The organism is Polaromonas sp. CG_9.5 (assembly GCF_035984465.1).
GTDB lineage: Bacteria > Pseudomonadota > Gammaproteobacteria > Burkholderiales > Burkholderiaceae_C > Polaromonas.
Map to the genome: position 1 here is coordinate 1 of NZ_JAXCHR010000014.1, position 23947 is coordinate 23947.

20 protein-coding genes are annotated in these 23947 nt (G+C 58.1%); 15 read left to right on the forward strand and 5 right to left on the reverse strand.

Annotated elements, in window-relative coordinates; all coding sequences use genetic code 11:
- Positions 1 to 709: hypothetical protein (locus RCH06_RS11855; protein WP_327081671.1), on the forward strand; the 709-nt coding region annotated here is incomplete at its 5' end.
- A 97-nt stretch (positions 710 to 806) separates the two neighbouring features.
- Here the strand turns inward: RCH06_RS11855 and RCH06_RS11860 are convergent.
- Entirely contained in the window at positions 807 to 1718 is a 912-nt protein-coding gene (locus RCH06_RS11860) for an SPFH domain-containing protein (protein ID WP_327081672.1), read from the reverse strand.
- 66 nt (positions 1719 to 1784) lie between these two features.
- The gene (locus tag RCH06_RS11865) at positions 1785 to 2213 is read right to left on the reverse strand and encodes an NfeD family protein (protein WP_327081673.1); all 429 of its coding nucleotides are present in this window, start codon (positions 2211 to 2213) and stop codon (positions 1785 to 1787) included.
- 279 nt (positions 2214 to 2492) lie between these two features.
- Between RCH06_RS11865 and RCH06_RS11870 the strand changes: the two genes are divergently transcribed.
- The gene (locus RCH06_RS11870; protein ID WP_327081674.1) at positions 2493 to 4781 is read left to right on the forward strand and encodes an arginine/lysine/ornithine decarboxylase; all 2289 of its coding nucleotides are present in this window, start codon (positions 2493 to 2495) and stop codon (positions 4779 to 4781) included.
- Between the two features lie 57 nt (positions 4782 to 4838).
- On the opposite strand, the gene RCH06_RS11875 is transcribed toward RCH06_RS11870, so the two are convergent.
- Together RCH06_RS11875 and fabI are read right to left on the reverse strand one after the other, a co-directional pair.
- Positions 4839 to 5723 (reverse strand): DNA ligase, encoded by an 885-nt coding sequence (locus RCH06_RS11875; protein WP_327081675.1) that lies wholly within the window; start codon positions 5721 to 5723, stop codon positions 4839 to 4841.
- A gap of 84 nt (positions 5724 to 5807) precedes the next feature.
- Positions 5808 to 6605, reverse strand: a complete 798-nt coding sequence (gene fabI / locus RCH06_RS11880; protein WP_327081676.1) for an enoyl-ACP reductase FabI — start codon at positions 6603 to 6605, stop codon at positions 5808 to 5810.
- A gap of 112 nt (positions 6606 to 6717) precedes the next feature.
- On the opposite strand from fabI, the gene RCH06_RS11885 reads away from it, so the two are divergent.
- From RCH06_RS11885 to RCH06_RS11935, 11 genes are all read left to right on the forward strand, one after another.
- Positions 6718 to 8544 (forward strand): extracellular solute-binding protein, encoded by a 1827-nt coding sequence (locus RCH06_RS11885; protein ID WP_327081677.1) that lies wholly within the window; start codon positions 6718 to 6720, stop codon positions 8542 to 8544.
- A 28-nt stretch (positions 8545 to 8572) separates the two neighbouring features.
- On the forward strand, positions 8573 to 9607 hold the full coding sequence (locus RCH06_RS11890; RefSeq protein WP_327081678.1) for a microcin C ABC transporter permease YejB: 1035 nt from the start codon (positions 8573 to 8575) through the stop codon (positions 9605 to 9607).
- A gap of 22 nt (positions 9608 to 9629) precedes the next feature.
- A complete protein-coding gene (locus RCH06_RS11895; protein ID WP_327081757.1) occupies positions 9630 to 10691 on the forward strand; it encodes an ABC transporter permease in 1062 nt (353 codons plus the stop codon).
- A complete protein-coding gene (locus RCH06_RS11900) occupies positions 10688 to 12310 on the forward strand; it encodes an ABC transporter ATP-binding protein (protein ID WP_327081679.1) in 1623 nt (540 codons plus the stop codon). Before RCH06_RS11895 ends, RCH06_RS11900 begins: the two co-directional genes overlap by 4 nt.
- Before the next feature lie 199 nt (positions 12311 to 12509).
- The gene (gene rimP / locus RCH06_RS11905; protein WP_327081680.1) at positions 12510 to 13118 is read left to right on the forward strand and encodes a ribosome maturation factor RimP; all 609 of its coding nucleotides are present in this window, start codon (positions 12510 to 12512) and stop codon (positions 13116 to 13118) included.
- Between the two features lie 22 nt (positions 13119 to 13140).
- Positions 13141 to 14658, forward strand: coding sequence for a transcription termination factor NusA (nusA, locus tag RCH06_RS11910; RefSeq protein ID WP_327081681.1), 1518 nt, complete (start codon positions 13141 to 13143; stop codon positions 14656 to 14658).
- Positions 14659 to 14689: 31 nt separating this feature from the next.
- Positions 14690 to 17680: a translation initiation factor IF-2 gene (gene infB, locus RCH06_RS11915; RefSeq protein WP_327081682.1), complete on the forward strand. Its 2991-nt coding sequence runs from the start codon at positions 14690 to 14692 to the stop codon at positions 17678 to 17680.
- A 77-nt stretch (positions 17681 to 17757) separates the two neighbouring features.
- Positions 17758 to 18126, forward strand: a complete 369-nt coding sequence (gene rbfA / locus RCH06_RS11920; RefSeq protein WP_327081683.1) for a 30S ribosome-binding factor RbfA — start codon at positions 17758 to 17760, stop codon at positions 18124 to 18126.
- Positions 18127 to 18214: 88 nt separating this feature from the next.
- Positions 18215 to 19294: a tRNA pseudouridine(55) synthase TruB gene (gene truB, locus RCH06_RS11925; RefSeq protein ID WP_327081684.1), complete on the forward strand. Its 1080-nt coding sequence runs from the start codon at positions 18215 to 18217 to the stop codon at positions 19292 to 19294.
- Positions 19291 to 21114 carry a translational GTPase TypA gene (typA, locus tag RCH06_RS11930; RefSeq protein WP_327081685.1) on the forward strand — a complete coding sequence of 608 codons (1824 nt, stop codon included), beginning with the start codon at positions 19291 to 19293 and terminating at the stop codon, positions 21112 to 21114. Before truB ends, typA begins: the two co-directional genes overlap by 4 nt.
- A 202-nt stretch (positions 21115 to 21316) precedes the next feature.
- The gene (locus tag RCH06_RS11935) at positions 21317 to 22456 is read left to right on the forward strand and encodes an enoyl-CoA hydratase/isomerase family protein (protein WP_327081686.1); all 1140 of its coding nucleotides are present in this window, start codon (positions 21317 to 21319) and stop codon (positions 22454 to 22456) included.
- 58 nt (positions 22457 to 22514) lie between these two features.
- Here RCH06_RS11935 and smpB read toward each other — a convergent pair whose 3' ends face one another.
- Complete coding sequence (gene smpB / locus RCH06_RS11940) at positions 22515 to 23072, reverse strand: SsrA-binding protein SmpB (protein WP_327081687.1); 558 nt, start codon at positions 23070 to 23072, stop codon at positions 22515 to 22517.
- A gap of 71 nt (positions 23073 to 23143) precedes the next feature.
- Between smpB and RCH06_RS11945 the strand changes: the two genes are divergently transcribed.
- Together RCH06_RS11945 and RCH06_RS11950 are read left to right on the forward strand one after the other, a co-directional pair.
- Positions 23144 to 23590, forward strand: a complete 447-nt coding sequence (locus RCH06_RS11945) for a type II toxin-antitoxin system RatA family toxin (protein ID WP_327081688.1) — start codon at positions 23144 to 23146, stop codon at positions 23588 to 23590.
- On the forward strand, positions 23577 to 23942 hold the full coding sequence (locus RCH06_RS11950) for an RnfH family protein (RefSeq protein WP_327081689.1): 366 nt from the start codon (positions 23577 to 23579) through the stop codon (positions 23940 to 23942). The genes RCH06_RS11945 and RCH06_RS11950 overlap by 14 nt, the downstream gene beginning before the upstream one ends.
- The last annotated feature ends 5 nt before the right edge of the window (positions 23943 to 23947 follow it).

Consider the following 23947-nt stretch of genomic DNA (forward strand, 5'->3'; position numbering starts at 1 on the left):
TGCGCGTTCTCGAACCTCGGGTGAAAACTTGTTTGACTTCTTCATGGCTCAATCCTCTCAGAGATTTGAGCCTCCTCAAAACCCGGGGCGATTCAGTCTGGAAGGGCTGGATTTGGCGGAGTATCAGATACTGAAGCCTGGAGGAAAGGCGGTGTGCCAACATGCAAGCCGCAAGGCGGGATTCAATCAGGCGCAGAAAGAGTTGGAACCCCTGCTCCTTCAAAGGCAGGAGCTAAAAAAGCTGAAAAAGCGTGAAGACCCCAGATTGCAATTGCGCGCCGCCAAGGTGCAAGAGAAGGAAGGCATCACCTTTATTGTGCAAGGCGACTATGTTAAAGGAAACAAAACGATGAACGACGGCAACAGCATTCATATTGGCGGCAACGTAACCAACAGCCAGGTCGGCCAGACTCTGACGAACTGCACGAACATGGTGCAGCAGCAAGCACCGGGAGAGCGAAAAGACTTGCTGGAAGCATTGCAAAAGCAAGTGGCCCAGATCATTGCGGCACTGCCTGAGGATAAAAAAGACAAGGCTGCGGAGGTGGCTGACAACCTGGAAGTAGTCGTTAAAGAAGTGACCAGTGCCAAGCCTCGGCGCAAATGGTATTCACTTGGTGCGGCAGGATTGTTGGAGGCCGCCAGTTATGTGAAGGACTTCGGCGGGAACATTACCGAAGTGCTGAAAAATCTGGAAAATTTACTTTAGCCAACGTATTTTTTCTCGACAGCGACGGCGAATATTTTTACATCGTTAGCGGCGAAAAACGCCGCCGTCTTGAATTGTCGTAGTCCCGGCGCTGGCATCAAGCCTTGTTCGATTGCACCATTTTCATGGCCGACGTGATCAGCGCTGACACTTCGGTCATGTTGCTGGGCACGATGAGCGTGGTCGTGGCGTCGCTGGCGACCCGCGAATAAGCCTCGACGGCTTTTTCGGCCACCTTGAGCTGCACGGCCAGTTCGCCGCCGGGTTGGCGAATGGCGATGGCGACCACTTCAATCGCGCGCGCATTGGCTTCAGCCACCGCTAGAATCGCGGAGGCTTCGCCTTGCGCATTGTTGATGGCGGCCTGCTTTTCACCTTCTGAGCGGGCGATAAACGCTTCGCGTTCGCCGGTGGCGATGTTGATTTGCTCTTGCTTGCGGCCTTCCGAGGCGGCAATCAGCGCGCGCTTTTCACGTTCAGCGGTGATTTGCGACTGCATGGCGTGCAGGATTTCCTTCGGGGGCGTCAAGTCCTTGATTTCGTAGCGCAGCACCTTCACACCCCAGTTCAGCGCCGCTTCGTCAATGGCGGCCACCACTTGGGCGTTGATGATGTTGCGCTCTTCAAAGGTCTTGTCCAGCTCCAGCTTGCCGATCACCGAACGCAGCGAAGTTTGTGCCAGTTGCGTGACCGCCACGATGTAGTTCGACGAGCCGTAGCTGGCCCGCATCGCGTCAGTCACCTGAAAATACAAAATGCCATCGACTTGCAACTGCGTGTTGTCGCGCGTAATGCACACCTGGCTGGGCACATCGAGCGGAATTTCCTTCAGGCTGTGCTTGTAGGCCACGCGGTCGACAAAAGGAATCAGGAAATTCAGGCCTGGCGTCAGGGTGCCGTTGTATTTGCCCAGGCGTTCCACGACCCAGGCGTTTTGCTGCGGCACCACCTTGATGCTTTGCACAATAAAAATGCCAGCCAGGATGAGGATGACGAGTGCTATTTCCATGAAATCTCCGTTGCTTAAAATTAAAGGCGCTTGAGTAGGTGGCCAAGGATTCAACCCGTGTGCTTTTTACAGCCTTTCGATGACCAAGCGATTTCCGCGCATTTCCTTGATCCGGAAATTTCCCGGGATTGATATTGCGGCTGGATCGGCTGCAACGGCCGTCCATTGCGCGCCGCGAAAATACACACTGGCCGTGCCGTCAGCATTCCACCGTACCACGTGAACTGTCTCGCCAATGTCCAGATGGACATCGGGATTGGCGTTGGCCGCCAGAGGGGCCGGGCTTTGGCTTCGGCGCCAGTGCCACACAGCGACTGCACCGCCGCCAATGGCCGCCGCCAGCAGCATCTGGCCTATAACCGCCAGTCCCATGTACGCGCCCAGCGCACCGGCGGTGAAGCCCAGCGCCAGCATGAGCAGGTAAAAAGTGCCTGTCACCAATTCAACGGCGACTGCGCAGCCGGCCAGAATCCACCAAACGGTCGATGTATCCATAGTTTTCCCTTTTCCGATGTTGTCCCCTATTCTCAGTCACGCAGGCGTTGGGCAAGCCCGCTGACGCACGACATCCTTACACTTCGCAGTCTGAAAAAAGTCTTTGTCCTGCCAGCCCATCGCCTGGCTTCAGAGATAGGTGAAAATTGCAGATTGGCTAATCTGAAAATTGCCCAAAAAAATTGATATTTATCCGACCGTTCGGGCTCAACCTGCCTGGGTTTTTGAACGTTTTTCCATGCCCTCCGACAGGTTCGGGCTAACCAGATTGCACATGCCATGAAATTTCGCTTTCCAATTGTCATCATTGACGAAGATTTCCGTTCCGAGAACACCTCGGGCCTGGGGATTCGCGCACTCGCCCAAGCCATAGAAAGCGAAGGCTTTGAGGTGCTGGGCGTCACCGGTTACGGTGATTTATCGCAGTTTGCGCAGCAGCAAAGCCGCGCCAGCGCCTTTATTTTGTCGATTGACGACGAAGAATTCACACCCGGCCCTGATCTGGACCCGGCCGTGCTGGACTTGCGCAACTTCATCACCGAAGTGCGGCGCAAAAACCTCGATGTGCCGATTTACGTGTATGGCGAGACCAAGACCTCGCGCCACATCCCGAACGACATCCTGCGCGAACTGCACGGCTTCATCCACATGTTTGAGGACACGCCCGAGTTCGTGGCGCGCCACATCATCCGCGAAGCCAAAAGCTACCTCGAAGGCGTGCAGCCGCCGTTTTTCAAGGCCCTGCTGGACTACGCGGAAGACGGCTCTTATTCCTGGCATTGCCCCGGTCACTCCGGCGGCGTGGCTTTCCTGAAAAGCCCGGTCGGCCAGATGTACCACCAGTTTTATGGCGAGAACATGCTGCGCTCGGACGTGTGCAATGCGGTGGAAGAACTCGGCCAGCTGCTGGACCACAACGGCGCGATTGGTGCCAGCGAGCGCAATGCGGCGCGCATCTTTAATGCCGACCACTGCTTTTTCGTGACCAACGGCACGTCAACGTCGAACAAGATGGTCTGGCACCACACCGTGGCGCCGGGCGATGTGGTGGTGGTCGACCGCAACTGCCACAAGTCGATCCTGCACGCCATCATCATGACCGGCTCGATTCCGGTGTTTTTGAAGCCGACGCGCAACCATTTCGGCATCATCGGCCCGATTCCGCAAAGTGAGTTTGAGCCGGACGCCATCCGCGCCAAAATTGCCGCCAATCCGTTGCTGAACGGTGTGGATGCCGCTACGGTCAAGCCGCGCGTGTTGACGCTGACGCAGTCGACCTATGACGGTGTGCTGTACAACACCGAAACCATCAAGGGCATGCTTGACGGCTACATCGACAACCTGCATTTTGATGAGGCTTGGCTGCCGCACGCAGCGTTTCACCCTTTTTATGGCACTTACCACTCGATGGGCAAGAACCGCATCCGGCCGAAAAACGCGGTGGTATATGCCACGCAGTCAATTCACAAGCTGCTGGCCGGCATCAGCCAGGCCAGCCATGTGCTGGTGCAGGATTCGCAAAACGTCAAGCTCGACAGGCACCTCTTCAACGAGGCCTACCTGATGCACACCTCGACCTCGCCGCAATACAGCATCATTGCCAGCTGCGACGTGGCCGCTGCCATGATGGAGCCGCCGGGAGGCACCGCACTGGTCGAAGAAAGCATTGCCGAAGCGCTCGACTTCCGCCGCGCCATGCGCAAGATCGCCGAGGAATACGGCAGCGACTGGTGGTTCAAGGTCTGGGGACCGGACAAGCTGGTCGAAGAAGGCATTGGCGAGGCCAAGGACTGGATCATCAAGGGCGAGTCGCGCAGCGCCAAGACGTCCAAAAACGGGGCCAATAACTGGCACGGCTTTGGCCAGATGGCGACCGGCTTCAACATGCTGGATCCGATCAAGTCCACCATCGTCACGCCGGGGCTGGACTTGAACGGCAAGTTTGCCAAGACCGGCATTCCGGCCAGCATCGTGACCAAGTTTTTGGCCGAGCATGGCGTGATCGTTGAAAAAACCGGCCTCTACAGCTTTTTCATTCTGTTCACCATCGGCATCACCAAGGGCCGCTGGAACACGCTGTTGACGGCGCTGCAGCAGTTCAAGGACGACTATGACAAGAACCAGCCGATGTGGCGCATCCTGCCCGAGTTCTGCCAGAAGTTTCCGAAGTACGAACGCATGGGGCTGGCAGATTTGTGCCAGCACATCCACACCCTGTACGCCAAATACGACATTGCCCGCCTGACGACCGATGTGTACCTGAGCGACCTGACGCCAGCCATGAAACCGAGCGATGCGTTTGCCCACATCGCCCACCGCACCACCGAGCGCGTGGAAATTGACCACCTCGAAGGCCGCATCACCGTCGGGCTGGTGACGCCTTACCCGCCGGGTATTCCGCTGTTGATTCCGGGCGAGGTGTTCAACAAGAAAATTGTTGATTACCTGAAGTTTTCCCGCGAGTTCAACGCCCAGTGCCCTGGGTTTGAAACCGACATTCATGGCCTGGTCGAGCAAGTCGATGCGAAAGGGAAAGTCCGTTATTACGCCGACTGCGTCAAGAACTAAGCAGGGCGTCAGCCCGCAAGCCGGTGCAGGCAGGTTTGCGGGCGCGGCGTCAGCAGGTCAGTCTTCGCGGATTCGCACGAAGCTGGCAAAACGCGGAATACCGCTGTCGTTCACGCCTCTGAAGCGATAGGTCACGCGCTGGCCCACCGCCGGTGGATTCTGTCGCTGGGCATCGCTGAAACCGGTGCCCAGTTTGAAGCGCTGCGCGGGCTTGCCGTTAACGGCGGGCATTTCAAGCAGCAGCGCGCCCAGCTTGCCAGCGTATTTGCCTTGACCCGGAATATGCGCCACTACGGTGGCTTCGGCGTCTTCGTGGGTCTTGAGCTTGAGCAGGTCGTCAGTGCGCAGGCCTTTGTAAAGCGAAGCGCCGCGATGCAGCATCAGACCTTCACCGCCATTTTTGACGGTTTGGGCCAGTAAAAGCTGCAGCGCCTGGGGGCTGGCCACTTTCAGCTGCACTACGGCCTGAACCCACTGCTGGTCAATCTGGCTCACCACCCCATTCAAGACCGGAATCCGGTCGGTGAACGGGCCGCTTTGCGCGGGCAGGTCGAACACCATGAAACGCATCACACGCCAGGCGGAATCGTTGGGCGTTTGCTGGCGCACCGTGGACAAGGCCTTGCCAAACTGGCCCCGGCCGGCCCAGAGTTCGCCGTCCATCGCGACTTGGGGCCAGCCCGCCGTGAACCAGGCAGGTGCCGCGACGCGTTCGCCTCCGCGTGTCCAGAGTTGCTGGCCGTCCCAGTAGCCGCGCACGCCATCGAATTTTTCGCTGACCCAGTAGTCTGCCAGCACGATGCCCGGACGGTAGACATTGGCCAGCATCAATGGCGGCGGGGCTTGGGGAGCGGGAAGCGCCGCCAGCTTGCCCGCGATGGCCGGATGCAACGCGCCCGCGAGCTCCAAGCCAATCAGGGACAGGAAAAAGCGTCGCTGCATGATGAATCGTTCAGGAAATTTGCTATTGAATAAATAGCTGCATGCGCCCGTGGAATATGCGCAAGCGGCACTTTTTATATAAAATCAGGCGACGGATTCGCTGTCGCGGCTGGCACCAGCGGTGCTGCTGAAACCGCAGTCCACGTAGGTGATTTCAGCCGTCACGCCTGAAGCCAGATCGCTCATCAGGAACGCTGCCACATTGCCCACATCTTCAATCGTCACGTTGCGGCGCATGGGTGATGCGGCGGCCACCATGCCCAGCAGCTTGCCGAAGTCCTTGATGCCGCTGGCGGCCAGTGTCTTGATGGGGCCGGCGCTCAGGCCGTTTGCCCGCATGCCCTTGGGGCCGAGCGATTCGGCCAGGTAGCGCACCGACGATTCCAGGCTGGCCTTGGCCAGGCCCATGGTGTTGTAGTGCGGAATGATGCGTTCAGCGCCGAGGTAAGTCAGCGTCAGCACGGCGGATTTTGGGTTGAAGTAGGGCAGGGCCGCCTTGGTCATCGCCGGAAAGCTGTAGGCACTTATCTCATGCGCGATGCGGAAGTTTTCACGCGACAGGCCGTCCAGGAAGTCGCCGGCAATCGCTTCGCGCGGTGCGTAACCAATGCTGTGGACAAAGCCGTCAAAGGTGGGCCAGGTCTTGGCCAAGTCCACAAACAGTTTGTCGATCTGCTCGTCGGAGCCGACATCGCAGTCAAAAATCAGGCTGGAGTCAAAGTCGGCTGCAAATTCGGTGATGCGGTCTTTGAAGCGCTCGCCGACGTAGCTGAAGGCCAGCTCCGCGCCTTGCGCGTGGCAGGCCTGGGCAATGCCGTAAGCGATGGATCGCTTGGACAGCACGCCCGTAATCAACAATTTTTTGCCGGTGAGAAAACCCATTTTTGATGCTCCAGTGTGTGCGTGTGATGCGGCAACGGTTTTGCGCAGGCTGGCGGTTTAGTGCTCCGCAGACTGCAAAATCTTGCCAACTTAAGTAGTGCAGAATTGTCGCATGCGGGATTTGATTTTTTTACGGGCCTTGACGATGGTCGGCATGGTGTGCCTTGCCCCAGCCAGCTGGGCGGGCCACGCTTATGCGCAGTTTGGCGACATCAAGTACGCGCCCGGCTTTACACACTTTGACTACGTCAACCCGGACGCCCCCAAAGGCGGCGAAATCCGCATGGTGCCGCCGACCCGGCCCACCAACTTTGACAAGTTCAACCCGTTCACCTTGCGCGGCACCGCACCGTATGGTTTGGGCTTGCTGCTGATCGAAAGCCTGTTGACCGGCAACTCGGAAGAACCGACCACCGCTTACGGGCTGCTGGCCGATGACGTGACGCTGGCACCTGACAAGCTGTCGGTGACGTTTCACCTGAATGACAAAGCCCGTTTTCACAATGGCGCGCCCGTATTGGCCGCCGATGTGCTGCATTCCTACACCCAGCTCACCAGCAAACTCGCCGCGCCGCAGTACCGCACGATTTACGCTGAAGTCAAAGGCGTCACCGTGCTGTCCGAGCGCATGGTGCGGTTTGATTTTTTGACGCCCAACCCCGAGTTGCCGCTGGTGGTGGGCGGTATGCCGGTATTCAGCCGCGATTGGGGCCAGGTCAACGGTCAAGCCAAGCCGTTTGACAAGATCGTCTCTGAAATTCCGATTGGCTCCGGCCCTTACAAGGTGGCCAGCCCCGCCATGGGGCGCGACATCACGTATGTACGTGACCCGGCTTATTGGGGCGTCAACCTGCCCAGCCGCAAGGGCCAGTTCAACTTTGACCGCATCAGCTTCAAGATTTACCTTGATGAAACCTCGCGCTTTGAGGGGCTGAAGGCGGGCGAATTCGATTTTTTGCGTGAATTTATCTCGCGCAACTGGGCGCGCCAGTACACCGGCAAGGCCTTCACCTCGGGCGAACTGGTCAAGCGTGCTTTTGAAAACCGCAACCCTGGCGACTTTCAGGGCTATGTGTTCAATCTGCGCAAGCCCAAGTTCCAGGATGTCCGCGTGCGCAAGGCGATTGGCCTGGCGATGGATTTCGAATGGATGAACCGCCAGCTGTTTTACGGGTTGTACAAACGCGTCAACGGCTACTTTCCGAACAGTGAATTTCATGCAGAAGGCCTGCCCAAGCCTGACGAGCTGGCCTTGCTGGAGCCGCTGCGCGCCAGGCTCAAGCCTGAAGTGTTTGGGCCTGTGCCGTTATCACCCAGCACCACCCCGCCCGGCAGCCTGCGGGACAACATGCGCCAGGCCCAGGCGCTGCTGCGTGAGGCCGGTTGGACTTACCGCGATGGCGCATTGCGCAACGCCCAGGGCGAAGCCTTCACGATGGAGTTCCTGAATGACCAGCCTTCATTGGTGCGCATCGTCGGGCCGTTTCAAAAAGCGCTGGAAAAGCTCGGCATCACCATGACTTATCGCATCGTCGATTTTTCGCTGGGTAAACAGAAGATGGACGCTTTTGATTTTGAGATCACCACGCTGCGCCTGCCGGGCAGCACTGCGCCGGGCGGCGAGTTGCTGGAGCTTTTCGGCTCGAAGGCCGCCACCACGCACGGATCTTCGAATGTCTGGGGCCTTGCCGACCCGGCGGTGGATGCGCTGTTGCAAAAAGTGGTGACCGCCAAGACCCGGCCTGAACTCAGCGCCGCCATGCGCGCGCTGGACCGGGTGCTGACGAACGGCTATTACTCGGTGCCGCAGTACTACGGCGACGCGTTTTTGATTGGCTACCGGCCACGGCCATTTGTGCTGCCGGCCACCATTCCGCCGTATTACCAGCCCGACACTTGGGCGATGAGCACTTGGTGGGCGTCCGCGTCCAACAAATAACGGAAAACCAGAACCTCAAGAAAACGACATGGCCAGCTACATCCTCAAACGCCTGCTGTTGATGATTCCGACTTTGTTCGGCGTGCTGCTGCTGACTTTCGCCATGGTGCAGTTCGTGCCGGGCGGGCCGGTCGAACAAATGGTGGCGCAACTGCAGGGGCGCGATTCAGGTGGCGAACGTGCTGCCACTGCGGGCGCGGGTTATCGGGGACGCCAAGGCGTGGATGCCGAGCGCATTGAGGAAATCAAGGTGCTGTATGGCTTTGACAAGCCGGTGCATGAGCGATTTTTTCAGATGCTGGGGCGCTTTGCCCGCTTTGATTTGGGCAACAGTTTTTACCAGCACAAGGATGTCTGGCAACTGGTCAAGGAAAAGTTGCCGGTGTCGGTCAGCCTGGGGCTGTGGACTTTTTTCATCAGCTACCTGATTGCCGTTCCGCTGGGCGTGGCCAAGGCAGTGCGGGCCGGCTCGCGGTTTGACTTTTTAACCACGCTGATTGTGCTGATCGGCTACGCCATTCCGGGCTTTGTGCTGGGCGTGGCGCTGCTGGTGGTATTTGGCGGGCAATTGCAATGGTTTCCGCTGCGCGGATTGACCTCGGCCAACTGGGAAACGCTGGGTTGGGGCGCGCGTATTACCGACTACCTCTGGCATATCACGCTGCCCATCATTGCCATGGTGTTGGGCAGTTTTGCCGTGACCACGGTGCTGACAAAGAATTCGTTTCTGGAAGAAATCCGCAAACAGTATGTGTTGACGGCCCGGGCCAAAGGGCTGAGCGAGCGGCAGGTGCTGTGGAAGCATGTGTTTCGCAACGCCCTGATTCCGATCATCACCGGCTTTCCGGCGGCCTTTATCGGGGCATTTTTTACCGGCTCGCTGTTGATTGAAACGCTGTTTTCCCTCGACGGGCTGGGCTTGCTCAGCTACGAAAGCGTGATCCGGCGCGATTACCCGGTGGTGCTGGGCACCCTTTATTTGTTTACCCTGATTGGCCTTGTCACCAAGCTCATCAGCGACCTTTGTTATGTGTGGGTGGATCCGCGTGTCAAATTCGATTGAAGCCAGAGACGCCGCTGACGCCGTGAGCAGCGCAGTACGCGAAGCGACAAGCGTAGGGGCCTCAATTTCGCCTTCACGCCGTGCCTGGCAGCGGTTTCGGCGCAACCGGCTGGGCTACTGGAGCTTGGTGCTGTTTTGCCTGCTGGTCGTGTTCAGCCTGTTTGCCGAAGTGCTGTCAAACGACAAGCCGCTGGTCGTGCGTTACCAGAGCACGCTGTACTTTCCGTTGCTGAAAGACTATTCAGAAAAAACTTTCGATGGCGACTTTGATACGCCGACCGATTACCTCGACCCGTTCATTCGCAGCAAACTGAGCCAGGGCGGTAACTGGGCCATTTATCCACCGAATCCGTATGGCGCGCGCACCATTAATTACTTTGCCAAGGAGCCCAACCCGTCGGCTCCATCGCGCGACAACCTGTTGGGCACCGATGACCGGGGCCGCGATTTGTTGGCGCAGCTGATTTACGGTTTTCGGCTCAGCGTGCTATTTGGACTTGCGCTGACTTCCATCGGCGTTGTGATGGGGGTGATTGCCGGTGCCGTTCAGGGCTATGCCGGCGGCAAGACCGACCTGATTGGTCAGCGTTTCATGGAAATCTGGGGCTCCATGCCTGAGCTGTACCTGTTGATTATTTTCAGCGCCATTTTTGCGCCCAGCGTGGGCGTGCTTTTGTTGCTGCTCAGCCTGTTTGGCTGGATGGGGTTGTCGGACTACGTGCGCGCCGAGTTTTTGCGTAATCGCCAGATGGACTATGTGCGCGCAGCCAAAGCGCTTGGCGTAAGTAATCTACAGATAATGTGGCGACATATATTGCCGAACAGTTTGACGCCCGTGGTGACTTTCTTGCCATTTCGCATGAGTGCGGCCATTTTGGCGTTGACGTCGCTGGATTTTCTCGGGTTGGGCGTGCCGCCGGGAACGCCTTCGCTGGGCGAACTGCTCAGCCAGGGCAAGGCCAATATCGACGCCTGGTGGATATCGATGTCGACTTTTGCCGTCCTGGTCATCACCTTGCTGCTGCTGACTTTCATGGGCGATGCTTTGCGGGACGCGCTGGATCCGCGAAAGGTGGATGCATGAGCCCGATACCTGTCGCTTCGCCCAGACTGCTGCTGGAAGTCAAAAATCTGCGCGTATCCTTTGCCGGCAAGGAAGTCGTGCGTGACATCAACTTTTCCATCGCGCCCGGAGAAAAGCTGGCGCTGGTGGGCGAATCGGGTTCGGGCAAGACGGTGACGGCGCTGAGCCTGCTGCGGCTGGTTCAGGATGCCGAGATCAGCGGGCAAGCGTTGTTTGAAACCTCGGGTAGCTTGGGCGATTTGCTGTCTTTGCCTGAGCAGGCGCTGCGCGGCATTCGTGGGCGGGACATCGCCATGATTTTTCAGGAGCCCATGACGGCATTGAACCCCCTGTTTACCGTGGGCGACCAGATTGCTGAAGTTTTACAGCTAAAACAGGGCCTTGTGCAGGCTGCATCGGCGCAAGCAGCTATTAAGTTAATAGCAGATACCGGCATCACCGAGCCTGAACGGCGGGCCAATTCCTTTCCGCACCAGTTGTCAGGCGGCCAGCGTCAGCGCGCCATGATCGCGATGGCGCTGGCCTGCAGTCCCAAACTGCTGCTGGCTGACGAGCCGACCACGGCGCTTGACGTCACGCTGCGCAGCCAGATCCTGGACTTGCTCAGTGACTTGCAACGGCGCAACGGCATGGCGGTGCTCCTGATTACCCACGACCTGAATCTGGTGCGCCGCTTTGCGGATCGGGTCGCGGTCATGGAAAACGGCCATATTGTGGAGCAGGGCAGTGTTGCCGACGTGTTTGCGCGGCCCCGGCACCCGTACACGCGTAAATTGATTGACAGCAAACCGGTGCGCGACGTGGTGTCAGCCAGCCTTGCGCCGGATTCTGTGCCGGTCATGCAGGCCCGCGACTTGCGGGTGGGCTATCCGGTGGCTATTGCCGGCATCCGGGGCTGGTTTAAAAGCGGCGAATTTGTCGCCGTCAAAGCGGCCACGTTCACTATTCTTCCCGGCAGAACGCTGGGCGTCGTCGGTGAATCAGGTTCCGGAAAATCGACCTTGGCGCTGGCCAGTTTGGGGCTGCTGAAATTTTCCGGACAATTGCAGGCGGCAGGGCAATCCTGGAGCCTTCAGGCCGCCGGCAACAAGGCGATTCGCCGGGTGGTCCAGGTGGTGTTTCAAGACCCGTTTTCGTCGCTGTCGCCGCGCATGACAGTTGAGGCAATTGTGGAAGAGGGCCTCTTGGTGCATGAACCCTTGCTGGGGCCGGGCGAAAGAAGGCTGCGCGTTGAGCAATCGCTGACGGATGTCGGCATGAGCGAGGCGCAGTTTCCGGGCTTGCTGCGGCGCTATCCGCATGAGTTTTCGGGCGGGCAGCGCCAGCGGCTGGCGATTGCGCGGGTGCTGATCATCAACCCCAGCTTGCTGGTGCTCGATGAGCCGACCAGTGCGCTCGATGTGACGATTCAAAAGCAGGTGCTGGCGCTGCTGCAGCGGTTGCAAAGGGAGAGGGGCCTGAGCTACTTGCTCATCACCCACGATATGGATGTCATTCGCGCCATGGCCCACGACGTGATGGTGATGAAAGACGGCGAAATCGTCGAATCTGGCAGTGTCCAGGAGGTGCTGGACACGCCGCGCCATCCTTATACGCAAATATTGGTAGCCCAGGAATGACACGGGCCGTGGACTACAAGTATTTGCGGCTGCCAGCCCAGGTTTTGGGCACGAAAATTGTTGCAATGCAGGGCAAGCTGCGCTAGAATACGCGCTTCACACGACCAAATGGGCGGGTTTTCACCGCCCATTTTTTTTGGGCGTTTGTTTTTGCGTATGGGCAAAAACAAGAGATAGAAAATAAGGAACGAAAGACTGAATGGCTTTGCAAGAGACGATTGAACAAACGGTAACAGGACTTGGCTACGAGCTGATAGAGGTTGAGCGCACCAGCGGCGGCTTGCTGCGTGTCACGATTGACATGCCTTATGTTGCCGGCACGGCGCCTGAAGCGGTGCAGTTCATCAATGCCGAGGACTGTGAAAAAGTCACGCGTCAATTGCAGTTCGTGCTTGAAGTCGAAGGTGCTGAATATTCGCGGCTTGAAGTCAGTTCCCCAGGTATTGACCGGCCCCTGCGCCATGAAAAAGATTTTGAACGGTTTGCCGGGGAGTTGATTGACATCACTCTGAAGGCACCGATTGGCGTGGCGGCAACCGCAGGTTCGACGGTCTCTGCCAGTCGCAAGAAATTCCGCGGCACGCTGGAGCGCGCTGAGCCGGTAGACGGCATTGCGGGCTGGCAAATCGTCTGGAGTGATGAGCCTGCCGTCAAGCTTGGCCAGAAAATAAGCAAAAAAAGAATTCCCGCGCCGCTGCAAGCGCTCGGCTTCACGCTCGATGAAATCCAGCAGGCGCGTTTGGCGCCGGTTGTCGATTTCAAGGGCCGCAGACCCAAGCTGGCTGCTGATAAATCCATTGAGAATTAATTTAGAAAGGCAGGCTTGTGAAATGAATCGCGAACTGTTGATGTTGGTTGATGCCATCTCGCGTGAAAAAAACGTTGAGCGTGACGTCGTCTTTGGTGCCGTCGAGCTTGCGCTTGCCTCTGCCACCAAGAAGGTGTATCCCGAAGGTGTGGATATTCGTGTCGCGGTAGACCGTGACAGCGGAACATATGAAACCTTTCGCCGCTGGCTGGTCGTGGCTGACGAGGCCGGACTGCAAAACCCGGAAGCTGAAGAGTTGGTAACCGATGCCCGTGATGAAATCTCCGACATCGAAGAAGGCGACTACATCGAAAAGCCGATTGAGAGCCTGCCGATTGGCCGCATTGGCGCGCAAGCCGCCAAGCAGGTCATTCTGCAAAAAATCCGTGATGCCGAGCGCGAAATGCTGCTCAACGACTTCATGTCGCGCGGCGACAAGATTTTTGTCGGCACCGTCAAACGCATGGACAAGGGCGATTTGATCGTCGAGTCAGGCCGGGTTGAAGGTCGACTGCGCCGCAGCGACATGATTCCGAAGGAAAACTTGCGCACCGGCGACCGTGTGCGCGCCATGATCATGGAAGTCGATACCACGCTGCGTGGTGCACCCATTATTTTGTCGCGCACCTCGCCCGAATACATGATCGAGCTGTTTCGCCAGGAAGTGCCTGAAATCGAGCAAGGCTTGCTCGAAATCAAGACCTGCGCCCGTGACCCCGGTTCGCGCGCCAAGATTGCCGTTCTGTCGCATGACAAGCGCGTCGATCCTATCGGCACCTGTGTTGGCGTTCGCGGCACCCGTGTCAACGGCGTGACCAACGAGCTGGCCGGCGAGCGTGTCGATATCGTGCTCTGGAGCGAAGACCCGGCGCAGTTCGTGATTGGTGCTCTGGCACCAGCCAACGTGTCGTCCATCGTGGTTGACGAAGAGCGTCACGCCATGGATGTGGTGGTGGATGAGGAAAATCTCGCTATCGCCATTGGTCGTGGCGGCCAGAACGTGCGCCTGGCGTCCGAGCTGACCGGCTGGAAGATCAACATCATGGATGCCAATGAGTCGGCCCAGAAGCAGGCTTCTGAGACCGACAGCAGCCGCAAGCTGTTCATGGAAAAGCTCGATGTAGACCAGGAAATCGCCGATATCCTGATTTCCGAGGGCTTCACCAGCTTGGAAGAAGTGGCCTATGTGCCCTTGCAGGAAATGCTCGAAATCGAGACTTTTGACGAAGACACGGTCAACGAGTTGCGTATGCGCGCCAAAGACGCCCTTTTGACAATGGAAATTGTCAAGGAAGAAGATGCCGGTGGCGTCTCGCAAAATCTGCGTGACGTTGAAGGCCTTTCGCCCGAGCTTATTGACAAATTGACCGAAGCGGGTGTTGCCACCCGTGACGACCTGGCCGATCTGGCCGTGGATGAGCTTACCGATATAACCGGCCAGTCTGCGGACGAGGCCAAAGCCCTGATCATGACTGCACGCGCCCATTGGTTTACCGATGACGCTGGCGACGCTGCTGCACCCGCAGCAGCCCAAGAGTAATGATCATGCAGGCCAGTCAGGAAAACAAAATATGTCCAGTACCACTACCGTCGCTGAATTCGCAGCTGAATTGAATAAATCACCCGCTACCCTGATCGAGCAATTGACCAGCGCCGGCGTTGCCAAAACGCAGGCCAGCGATCCCTTGTCGGAGTCCGACAAGCAAAAGCTGCTCGGCTATCTCCATGCCAGTCATGGCACTGTCGCGGCAGATCGTAAAAAGATCACGCTGGTGAAAAAATCGACCTCTGAAATCAAGCAGGCCGATTCCACCGGCAAGGCCCGCACCATTCAGGTTGAAGTGCGTAAAAAGCGTACTTTTGTCCGCCGCGAAGACGAAGCTGATCAGCCCGAAGAAGTTCGGGTGGATGCAGCGGCTGCCCTGCAGGCACAGGCTGCTGAAGATGCCGAACTGGTTCGCCGCGAAGAAGAAGCCAGTCGCCATGCGGAACTGCTGCGCCGTCAAGAAGAAGAATTGACTGAAAAACGCCGCTTGCTGGATGCGCAAGCTGCCCAGGAAGCAGCGCGTGAACGTGAACGCGAAGAAGCAGCTGCCCAAAAGGCGCAAGCTGAAGCTCAGGCCGCAGCAGCGGCTGCGGCAACTGCTCAGGCTGCCGCGCTGACCGCAGAAGCAGCCAAAAAAGTCAAGCCCACCATTGGAAAAATCTTCAAGCCTGCACCGGCCGCACCCGTAACGCCCGCCGCGCCAGCTGTGAATGTCGATGCGCAAAAGGCGATTGATGCAGCCGCGGCAGAAAAGGCCAGCAAGGCCGCAGAAGCTGCCACCGCCAAAGCCGCAGAAACTGCTTCCCTGCAGGCTGCTGCCAAAGCCAAGGCAACGGCTGAATTCCAGGCCGATGCGGCCAAGGCCGTAGATTTGCAGGAGCGTCGCCGCAAGGCCGAGGCCGAAGCCGCTGGCATTCGCGCCATGCTGTCAGCGCCCAAGCGTGTCTTGGTTCCGCATGTGGATCCGAAGATTGCGATGAAGGGAACGCTGCACAAGCCAGTTGTAGCCCCTGGCGCTGTCAAGCCAGGCGTGCCCGCTGCTGCGCCTGCTGCCCCCGGCGTTGCAGGCAAGAAAGAAGTCAAGTCCGAGAACTTGTCGTCCACCTGGAAAGATGACGCTGCCAAGAAAAAAGGCATTCCGAGCCGTGGCGCCCCGGTGGTTCCTGGTCGTGGTAATTTCCGCCCTGGCGCACGCGGCCGCCGCAGTTCTGGTCGTGATGTGCGTCCTGAATCCAACTTTGTGGCGCCGACTGAATTCAAGGTGATTGAGGTTCATGTGCCCGAAACCATCACCGTGGGTGAACTGGCGCACAAAATGAGCGTGAAGTCGTCCGAGGTCATCAAGCATTTGATGAAATTGGGCCAGATGGTCACCATCAACCAGCCGCTGGACCAGGATACCGCCATGATCGTGGTGGAAGAAATGGGCCACAAGGCACTCACCGCTGCGCTGGATGATCCGGAAGCTTTCACCGATGACGATGTGCAAGGCCAGCAGGCTGAAGCGCTGTCGCGCGCACCGGTGGTGACGGTCATGGGTCACGTTGACCACGGTAAAACCTCACTGCTTGACTACATTCGTCGTGCCAAGGTGGCAACCGGTGAAGCTGGCGGCATTACCCAGCACATTGGCGCCTACCACGTGGAAACCCCGCGCGGCATGATCTCTTTCCTGGACACTCCGGGCCACGAGGCGTTTACCGCCATGCGTGCCCGTGGTGCGCAGGCTACCGACATCGTGATTTTGGTGGTTGCAGCGGACGACGGCGTGATGCCGCAGACCAAGGAAGCCATCAAGCACGCCCGTGCCGCTGGCGTTCCCATCGTCGTGGCGATCAACAAGATCGACAAGCCCGGCATCAACATGGAGCGCGTCAAGGGTGAGCTGGTCACCGAAGGCGTGGTGCCCGAAGAGTTTGGCGGTGACTCACCGTTTGTGCCGGTTTCGGCGCACACCGGTGCCGGTATTGACGAACTGCTTGAACAGGTGTTGCTGCAGGCCGAAGTGCTTGAACTCAAGGCTTCGGTCGATTCCCTGGCCAAGGGTCTGGTGATCGAAGCGCGCCTTGACAAGGGCCGTGGCCCGGTGGCCACCGTGCTGGTTCAGTCCGGTACGCTGAAGGCGGGCGATGTGGTGCTGGCAGGTTCGACCTATGGCCGCGTGCGCGCCATGCTCGACGAAAACGGCAAACCGATCAAGACGGCAGGCCCTTCGATTCCGGTCGAAATTCAGGGCTTGACGGAAGTGCCGCAAGCTGGCGACGACTTCATGGTCATGACCGACGAACGCCGTGTCCGCGAAATCGCTACTTACCGTGCAGGTAAGTTCCGCAACACCAAGCTGGCCAAGCAGCAAGCGTCCAAGCTGGAGAACATGTTCTCCGATATCAACGCTGGCGAAGTCAAGCTGCTGCCGATCATCATCAAGGCCGACGTACAGGGTTCGCAGGAAGCGCTGGCCCAGTCGCTGCTCAAGCTGTCGACCGACGAGGTCAAGGTGCAATTGGTGTACTCGGGTGTCGGTGGTATCTCCGAATCCGACGTCAACCTGGCGATTGCTTCAAAGGCGGTGCTGATCGGGTTCAACACCCGCGCTGACGCCCAGGCGCGCAAGCAGGCTGAGAACAACGGCGTTGATATTCGCTACTACCAGATCATTTATGACGCGGTGGACGAGCTCAAGGCTGCCATGTCCGGCATGCTCACGCCCGACAAGAAGGAAGAAATTATTGGCAATGCCGAGATTCGCCAAGTCTTCAAGGTCAGCAAGATCGGCTCGATTGCCGGCTGTATGGTCACCGCCGGTGTGGTTCGCCGCACCGCCAAGCTGCGCTTGCTGCGCCAGAACGTGGTCATCTTTACCGGTGAACTCGACTCGCTCAAGCGTTTCAAGGACGATGCCAAGGAAGTCAAGGAAGGCTTCGAGTGCGGCTTGAACCTGAAGAACTACAACGACATCGAAGTCGGTGACATCCTGGAGTTCTTTGAAATCAAGGAAGTGGCCCGGACTTTGTAAGCACACGGTCGATCGTCAGCCTTCGGGTTGGCGATCGATCTGCTTAAAACAAGGACTGCAACTTCAGACCTCATTCCATGCGTAAAAAATCATCTACTCCCAACCGCAGTTTTCGTGTTGCCGACCAGATCCAGCGTGACCTGACGGAACTGATCGCGCGCGAGTTGAAAGACCCGCGCGTTGGTATGGTGACGGTTCAGGCGGTTGAAGTCACGCCTGACTATGCCCATGCCAAGGTGTTTTTCAGTGTGCTGGTTGGTGACCCGAAAGAGTGCGAAATTGCGCTGAATCAGGCTGCCGGCTTCTTGCGCAACGGCCTGTTCAAGCGTCTCATGACGCACACCGTGCCTACCCTGCATTTTCACTTCGACCAAACCACCGAACGTGCCGCCGACCTGAACGCCTTGATCGCCAAGGCCGTTTCTTCCCGCGCCCAGGACGACTGAGTTCGCGCCGTTCCCCTTTTGACAGGTTCGGGGATAACGGTGCCCACCAGCGTTCGGGCAGGCCCGGCGCAGAGCCTGTCGGAGCCTTATGACGCAATCCTCTTCTCCTCGCCAGAAAATCCAGCGACGTCCCGTTCACGGCGTGCTGCTGCTCGACAAGCCCTTGGGCCTGTCGAGCAATCAGGCGCTGCAAAAGGCCAAATGGCTGCTGCGCGCCGACAAGGCAGGTCACACCGGCACGCTCGATCCGTTGGCGACCGGCGTGCTGCCGCTGTGCTTTGGCGCGGCCACCAAGTTCAGCCAGTTGCAGCTTGACGCCGACAAGACCTACGAGGCGCTGCTGCTGCTGGGCCAGAAGACGACGACGGCCGACGCCGAAGGCGAAGTGATTGAAACCCGGCCCGTGCCCGAGATCACGCCCGAGTTGCTTGAGAGCATTGCGCAGCGTTTTACCGGCCCGCTGGCACAGATTCCGCCGATGTATTCCGCCTTGAAAAAAGACGGCAAGGCGCTTTATGAATATGCACGCAAGGGCATAGAAGTAGAGCGTGAACCCCGTCACATCACTATATTTAAGCTAAATATGGCTGTGGCGCATGACCCACGCGCGCAAGCAGCTATTAAAATCATAGTAAGCTGCAGCAAGGGAACTTACATCCGCACACTCGGCGAAGACATCGGCGAAGCGCTGGGTTGCGGTGCGTACCTGGGCGCGTTGCGGCGCATCGAAACCGGCGGCTTTGTGGCTTCACAGTGCATCACGCTGGCCGCGCTGGAGGCAATGAGCGAAGCTGAACGTGATGCTTGCCTGTTGCCGCCGCAGTCGCTGGTGGCTGCTTACCCTTCGGTCACACTCGACGCTGATAATGCAGGACGTTTTTTGAGCGGCCTGCGGCGTCGGGGTGAGTGGGGTGCTGATGCGCCGCTGGTGCAGGTCTATGGCAGTGCGCCGGCTGCATTTCTGGGTTCTGCCCATATCACTGGCGATGAGCTGATTCCCCAGCGTTTGCTGAGCCTGATTGAAATCCAGGACATGCTGCAATCGGCGCAGCGTTCTGCTGAAGTTTTAACGCCGGTTTTCACGGCCGCCCCCTCCGAAACAACGGAGAGCGGCTCTTTTCAATATTCATCAAGTCCCGTTTTCAAGTTCCCAGAAAGTCAACCATGAGCCCTAAACAGATACGAAACATCGCCATCATCGCCCACGTCGACCATGGCAAGACCACGATGGTCGATCAATTGCTGCGCCAGTCCGGCACCTTTGCCGACCACGAAAAAGTGGTTGACACCGTGATGGACAACAACGCCATCGAAAAAGAGCGCGGCATCACCATCCTGGCCAAGAACTGCGCCGTGACCTGGGAAGGCACGCACATCAACATCGTCGACACCCCCGGCCACGCCGACTTCGGCGGTGAAGTCGAACGCGCCCTGTCCATGGTCGATGGCGTGGTGCTGCTGATTGATGCGCAAGAAGGCCCGATGCCACAAACGCGTTTCGTGACCAAGAAGGCGCTGGCCCTGGGCCTCAAGCCCATCGTCGTCGTCAACAAGGTTGACAAGCCGGGTGCCAACCCGGACAAGGTTGTCAATGCGGCGTTCGATTTGTTCGACAAGCTCGGCGCCAACGATGAACAGCTCGATTTCCCCGTGGTGTACGCCTCGGGTATCAACGGCTGGTCGTCACTGGTAGAAGGTGCGCCAGGCGAGCAGTGGGGCCCCGACATGTCGGCCCTGTTCAATACTGTGCTCAAGCACGTACCGGCCCAAAAGGGTGACCCGGCTGCGCCACTGCAACTGCAAATTTCGGCACTCGACTTTTCGACCTTTGTCGGTCGGATTGGCGTGGGCCGTATCAGCCAGGGCACCATCAAACCCATGATGGACGTGATGGTCATGGAAGGTCCGGATGGCAAAGCCGTCAAGGGCCGTATCAATCAGGTCTTGACCTTCCAGGGTCTGGAGCGCGTGCAGGCGCTTGAGGCCGGCCCCGGTGAAATCGTGCTGATCAACGGCCTGACCGACATCGGCATTGGCGTGACCATCACCGACCCGGTCAACCCCATGCCGCTGCCCATGCTCAAGGTCGATGAGCCGACCCTGACCATGAACTTTTGCGTCAACACCAGCCCGTTGGCTGGCCGCGAAGGCAAGTACGTCACCAGCCGCCAGATCTGGGACCGCCTGCAAAAAGAACTGCAGCACAACGTTGCGTTGCGCGTCAAGGAAACCGACGAAGAAGGCATTTTTGAAGTGATGGGCCGGGGCGAGTTGCACCTGACCATCTTGCTGGAAAACATGCGCCGCGAAGGCTTTGAGCTGGCCGTGTCCAAGCCCCGCGTGCTGATGAAGGACGTGAACGGTGAAAAGCATGAGCCCATCGAGCTGGTAACGGCTGACATCGAAGAAGGCCATCAGGGCGGCGTGATGCAGGCGCTCGGCGAGCGCAAGGGTGAGCTGGTGAACATGGATCCGGACGGCCGTGGCCGCGTGCGCCTTGAATACCGCATTCCGGCGCGTGGCCTGATCGGTTTCACCAACGAATTTCTGAACTTGACGCGCGGCTCCGGCCTGATCGCCAACATTTTTGACTGCTATGAGCCGCACAAGGGCGACATCGGTGGCCGTAAAAACGGCGTACTGATTTCCATGGATGCGGGTGAAATATTCACCTACGCGTTGGGCAAGCTCGACGACCGTGGCCGTATGTTCGTCAAGCCGAACGACCCGGTGTACGAAGGCATGATTGTCGGCATCCACAGCCGAGACAACGACCTGGTGGTCAACGCCACGCGTACCAAGCAGCTGACCAACTTCCGCGTCAGCGGCAAGGAAGACGCGATCAAGATTACGCCGCCGATTGAATGCACGCTGGAATACGGCGTCGAGTTCATCGAGGACGACGAGCTGGTCGAAATCACGCCCAAGTCGATCCGTCTGCGCAAGCGTCACCTGACCGAAAGCGAGCGCAAGCGCGCTGGCCGTTAAATGCCTCCACGCTCCCCACTTCGTGGGGTTCGCTGCCCCAGGGCGCGGCCCCTGCTGGTAAAGACGGGGAGCAGTTAAAAATCAGGCCGTTGCGCGTAAAAATCGCCAGCGGCCTTTTTTTGACCTGGTTACAGGGGTTGTAATGAAATTCGCGCGCTGGTAGTGAATGAATGAATGAATTAATTGGATGGAGACAAAGACCATGACGACAGAAACGATGACGATGAAACAAACCGAATCTGCCCCGGACGTACTCGCCGAGCGATGCGGCAGTGCCGGGTTGATCACGCTGAACCGCCCCAAAGCTCTCAATGCCCTGTCGCTGGGAATGGTGCGCGAGCTGCTCAGTACCTTGCGCGCCTGGCGTGACGACCCAACGGTATTGGTCGTGGCCATTCGCGGAACCAATAAAGTTGGCCGCCCTGGAACGCCGGAGAGTCTTTTTGGCGGTTTTTGCGCAGGCGGAGACATTCGTTTTTTCCACGAAGCCGCGCTGTCGGGTGATGCGTCACTGGAAGACTTTTTCACCGAGGAATACACCCTCAACCACCTGATCCAGACCTATCCCAAGCCGTATATCGCCTTCATGGACGGCGTGGTGATGGGCGGCGGCATGGGCATCAGCCAGGGTGCCCGTGTGCGTATCGTCACTGAGCGCACCAAGATGGCGATGCCCGAAACCAATATTGGCCTGTTCCCTGACGTGGGCGGCGGCTACTTCCTGAGCCGTTGCCCCGGCCATGTGGGCGAGTATCTGGCGCTGACGGGCGAGGTGATTGGCGCTGATGAGGCGGTCGGCTACGGCCTGGCCGATGTCAAGCTGGAGGCCGCGCGCTTGCCGGCACTCTGGGCCGAACTGGGTGCCGCACCGTTTGCTTGCGCGGCAGATGTTGATCAGTGGATTGCTACTGAATTAGTAGCTGATAGCGCCCGTCCAGCGTGCGCTACAGGCCAGATTGATACTTATTTCTCGTTGCTGCGCGTCAAACACATCGTTGATGCGCTGGAAGCTTCGACCGATGCCTGGGCGATCAAGACAGCAGCGACTTTGCGCAAGCGCTCGCCGCTAATGCTGCATGTGGTGCTGGAGCAGATTCGCAAGGCACGCGGCATGACGCTGGCCGATGACTTGCGCATGGAGCGGGACATGGTGTATCAGTGCTTTCACCTGCGCCCCGGTGCGCAAAGTGAAACCGTGGAAGGCATTCGTGCGCTGGCAGTTGACAAGGACTACAAACCGCAATGGAAGCCGGCACGCATTGAAGACGTGAAACCCGGCATGGCAGATGAATTTTTTGTCAGCCCGTGGACTGCGCAAACGCATCCCTTGCGCGACCTGTAGGAAAGTCAAGCTGAGGGTCGTTTTCAGCCCTTTGCCAGGGCTGAGTCAATCCGCTTTTTCAGCGATTTTTTGATTTCATGGCGCGATCGACCTCGCGCTTGCCTTCACGGTCTTTGATGGTGTTGCGCTTGTCGTGCTCAGCCTTGCCTTTGGCCAGGCCGATCTCACACTTCACCTTGCCGGCTTTCCAGTGCATGTTGAGCGGCACGATGGTAAAACCTTTTTGCTCGGTCTTGCTGATCAGGCGCTGAATCTCTTCCTTGTGCATCAGCAGCTTCTTGGTGCGCACGGAGTCTGTACGAATATGGGTCGATGCCGTTCCCAGCGGATTGATCTGGCAGCCAATGATGAAAAGCTCGCCATTGCGAATCACCACATAGCCGTCGGTGAGCTGCACCTTGCCTTCACGCACGGATTTGACTTCCCAGCCTTCGAGCACCATGCCCGCTTCAAAGCGTTCTTCGATGTGATAGTTGAAGGTCGCTTTTTTGTTGTCGGCAATGCGCACGGCAGCGGCAGCAGCCTTGGGAGACAAATTGCTGGCGGGTTTGCCAGTCGGTTTGCCTGAAGAGGCGGCGGCGGATTTTTTGGAGGAGGATGCTTCTTTGGTGGCCATGGCTAAGATAGTGAAACGAAGGGGCGAAGGCGCACTTGTGGCTCATACAATTGCCCCCAGCCTTTGATTGTATGAAAACCGTTCACAAGTCCGTTCTTATCTGGTACAGCGCAGCTGAAATGTTTGCCCTCGTCACCGATGTCGCCAGTTACCCAGCGTTTTTGCCCTGGTGTGACCGTGCCTCCGTGCAGGCTACGCATGTCGATGGCGTAACCGCCAAGGTCGGCATTTCCATTGCCGGCATCAAGCAAAGCTTCACGACGCGTAATCGCCACGAACAAGACCAGAAAGTCAGCCTCAAACTGGTCGACGGCCCTTTTTCCAGCCTTGAAGGCGAGTGGCGCTTTTTGCCCTTGGGCGACGGCAGCCAGCGCGCCTGCAAGGTGGAGTTCACCCTTTGCTATGACTTTGACAATATAGCGCTGGCTGCGCTGGTGGGTCCTGTTTTTGACAAAATAGCCGGCAGTCTGGTCGATGCTTTTGTCAAAAGAGCGTCTGTTGTTTATGGCGAAGCCTGAAAACTCTCAAGACAAGCCGCGCATCCGGGTCACGCTGGTTTATTCACCGGCGCCCCGGCAGGTTCGTGACTGGACGCTGGAATTGGCACAGGATGGCACCGTAGCGCAGGGGCTTTCAGCGTCTGGTTTGTACGACGAATTTCCGCAATTGCGGCATCAGACGCTGTCAGTGGGCATCTGGGGTTTGAAAAGCGGGCTGGATCACCGGCTCAATGACCGCGACCGGATCGAAATTTACCGGGAATTGCGTGTAGACCCCAAGGTGGCGCGGCGTGAGCGCTTCAATCGCCAAGGATCAAAAAGCGCAGGACTTTTTGCCAAAACCCGGCCCGGCGCAAAAGCCGGCTATTGACCCGG

Excerpts from the sequence above, each read along its gene's own strand:
- RCH06_RS11860 (WP_327081672.1), bottom strand. The coding sequence starts at position 1,718 with ATGGAAATAGCACTCGTCATCCTCATCCTGGCTGGCATTTTTATTGTG.
- RCH06_RS11865 (WP_327081673.1), bottom strand. The coding sequence starts at position 2,213 with ATGGATACATCGACCGTTTGGTGGATTCTGGCCGGCTGCGCAGTCGCC.
- RCH06_RS11870 (WP_327081674.1), top strand. The coding sequence starts at position 2,493 with ATGAAATTTCGCTTTCCAATTGTCATCATTGACGAAGATTTCCGTTCC.
- RCH06_RS11875 (WP_327081675.1), bottom strand. The coding sequence starts at position 5,723 with ATGCAGCGACGCTTTTTCCTGTCCCTGATTGGCTTGGAGCTCGCGGGC.
- fabI (WP_327081676.1), bottom strand. The coding sequence starts at position 6,605 with ATGGGTTTTCTCACCGGCAAAAAATTGTTGATTACGGGCGTGCTGTCC.
- RCH06_RS11885 (WP_327081677.1), top strand. The coding sequence starts at position 6,718 with ATGCGGGATTTGATTTTTTTACGGGCCTTGACGATGGTCGGCATGGTG.
- RCH06_RS11890 (WP_327081678.1), top strand. The coding sequence starts at position 8,573 with ATGGCCAGCTACATCCTCAAACGCCTGCTGTTGATGATTCCGACTTTG.
- RCH06_RS11900 (WP_327081679.1), top strand. The coding sequence starts at position 10,688 with ATGAGCCCGATACCTGTCGCTTCGCCCAGACTGCTGCTGGAAGTCAAA.
- rimP (WP_327081680.1), top strand. The coding sequence starts at position 12,510 with ATGGCTTTGCAAGAGACGATTGAACAAACGGTAACAGGACTTGGCTAC.
- nusA (WP_327081681.1), top strand. The coding sequence starts at position 13,141 with ATGAATCGCGAACTGTTGATGTTGGTTGATGCCATCTCGCGTGAAAAA.
- infB (WP_327081682.1), top strand. The coding sequence starts at position 14,690 with ATGTCCAGTACCACTACCGTCGCTGAATTCGCAGCTGAATTGAATAAA.
- rbfA (WP_327081683.1), top strand. The coding sequence starts at position 17,758 with ATGCGTAAAAAATCATCTACTCCCAACCGCAGTTTTCGTGTTGCCGAC.
- truB (WP_327081684.1), top strand. The coding sequence starts at position 18,215 with ATGACGCAATCCTCTTCTCCTCGCCAGAAAATCCAGCGACGTCCCGTT.
- typA (WP_327081685.1), top strand. The coding sequence starts at position 19,291 with ATGAGCCCTAAACAGATACGAAACATCGCCATCATCGCCCACGTCGAC.
- RCH06_RS11935 (WP_327081686.1), top strand. The coding sequence starts at position 21,317 with ATGACGACAGAAACGATGACGATGAAACAAACCGAATCTGCCCCGGAC.
- smpB (WP_327081687.1), bottom strand. The coding sequence starts at position 23,072 with ATGGCCACCAAAGAAGCATCCTCCTCCAAAAAATCCGCCGCCGCCTCT.
- RCH06_RS11945 (WP_327081688.1), top strand. The coding sequence starts at position 23,144 with ATGAAAACCGTTCACAAGTCCGTTCTTATCTGGTACAGCGCAGCTGAA.
- RCH06_RS11950 (WP_327081689.1), top strand. The coding sequence starts at position 23,577 with ATGGCGAAGCCTGAAAACTCTCAAGACAAGCCGCGCATCCGGGTCACG.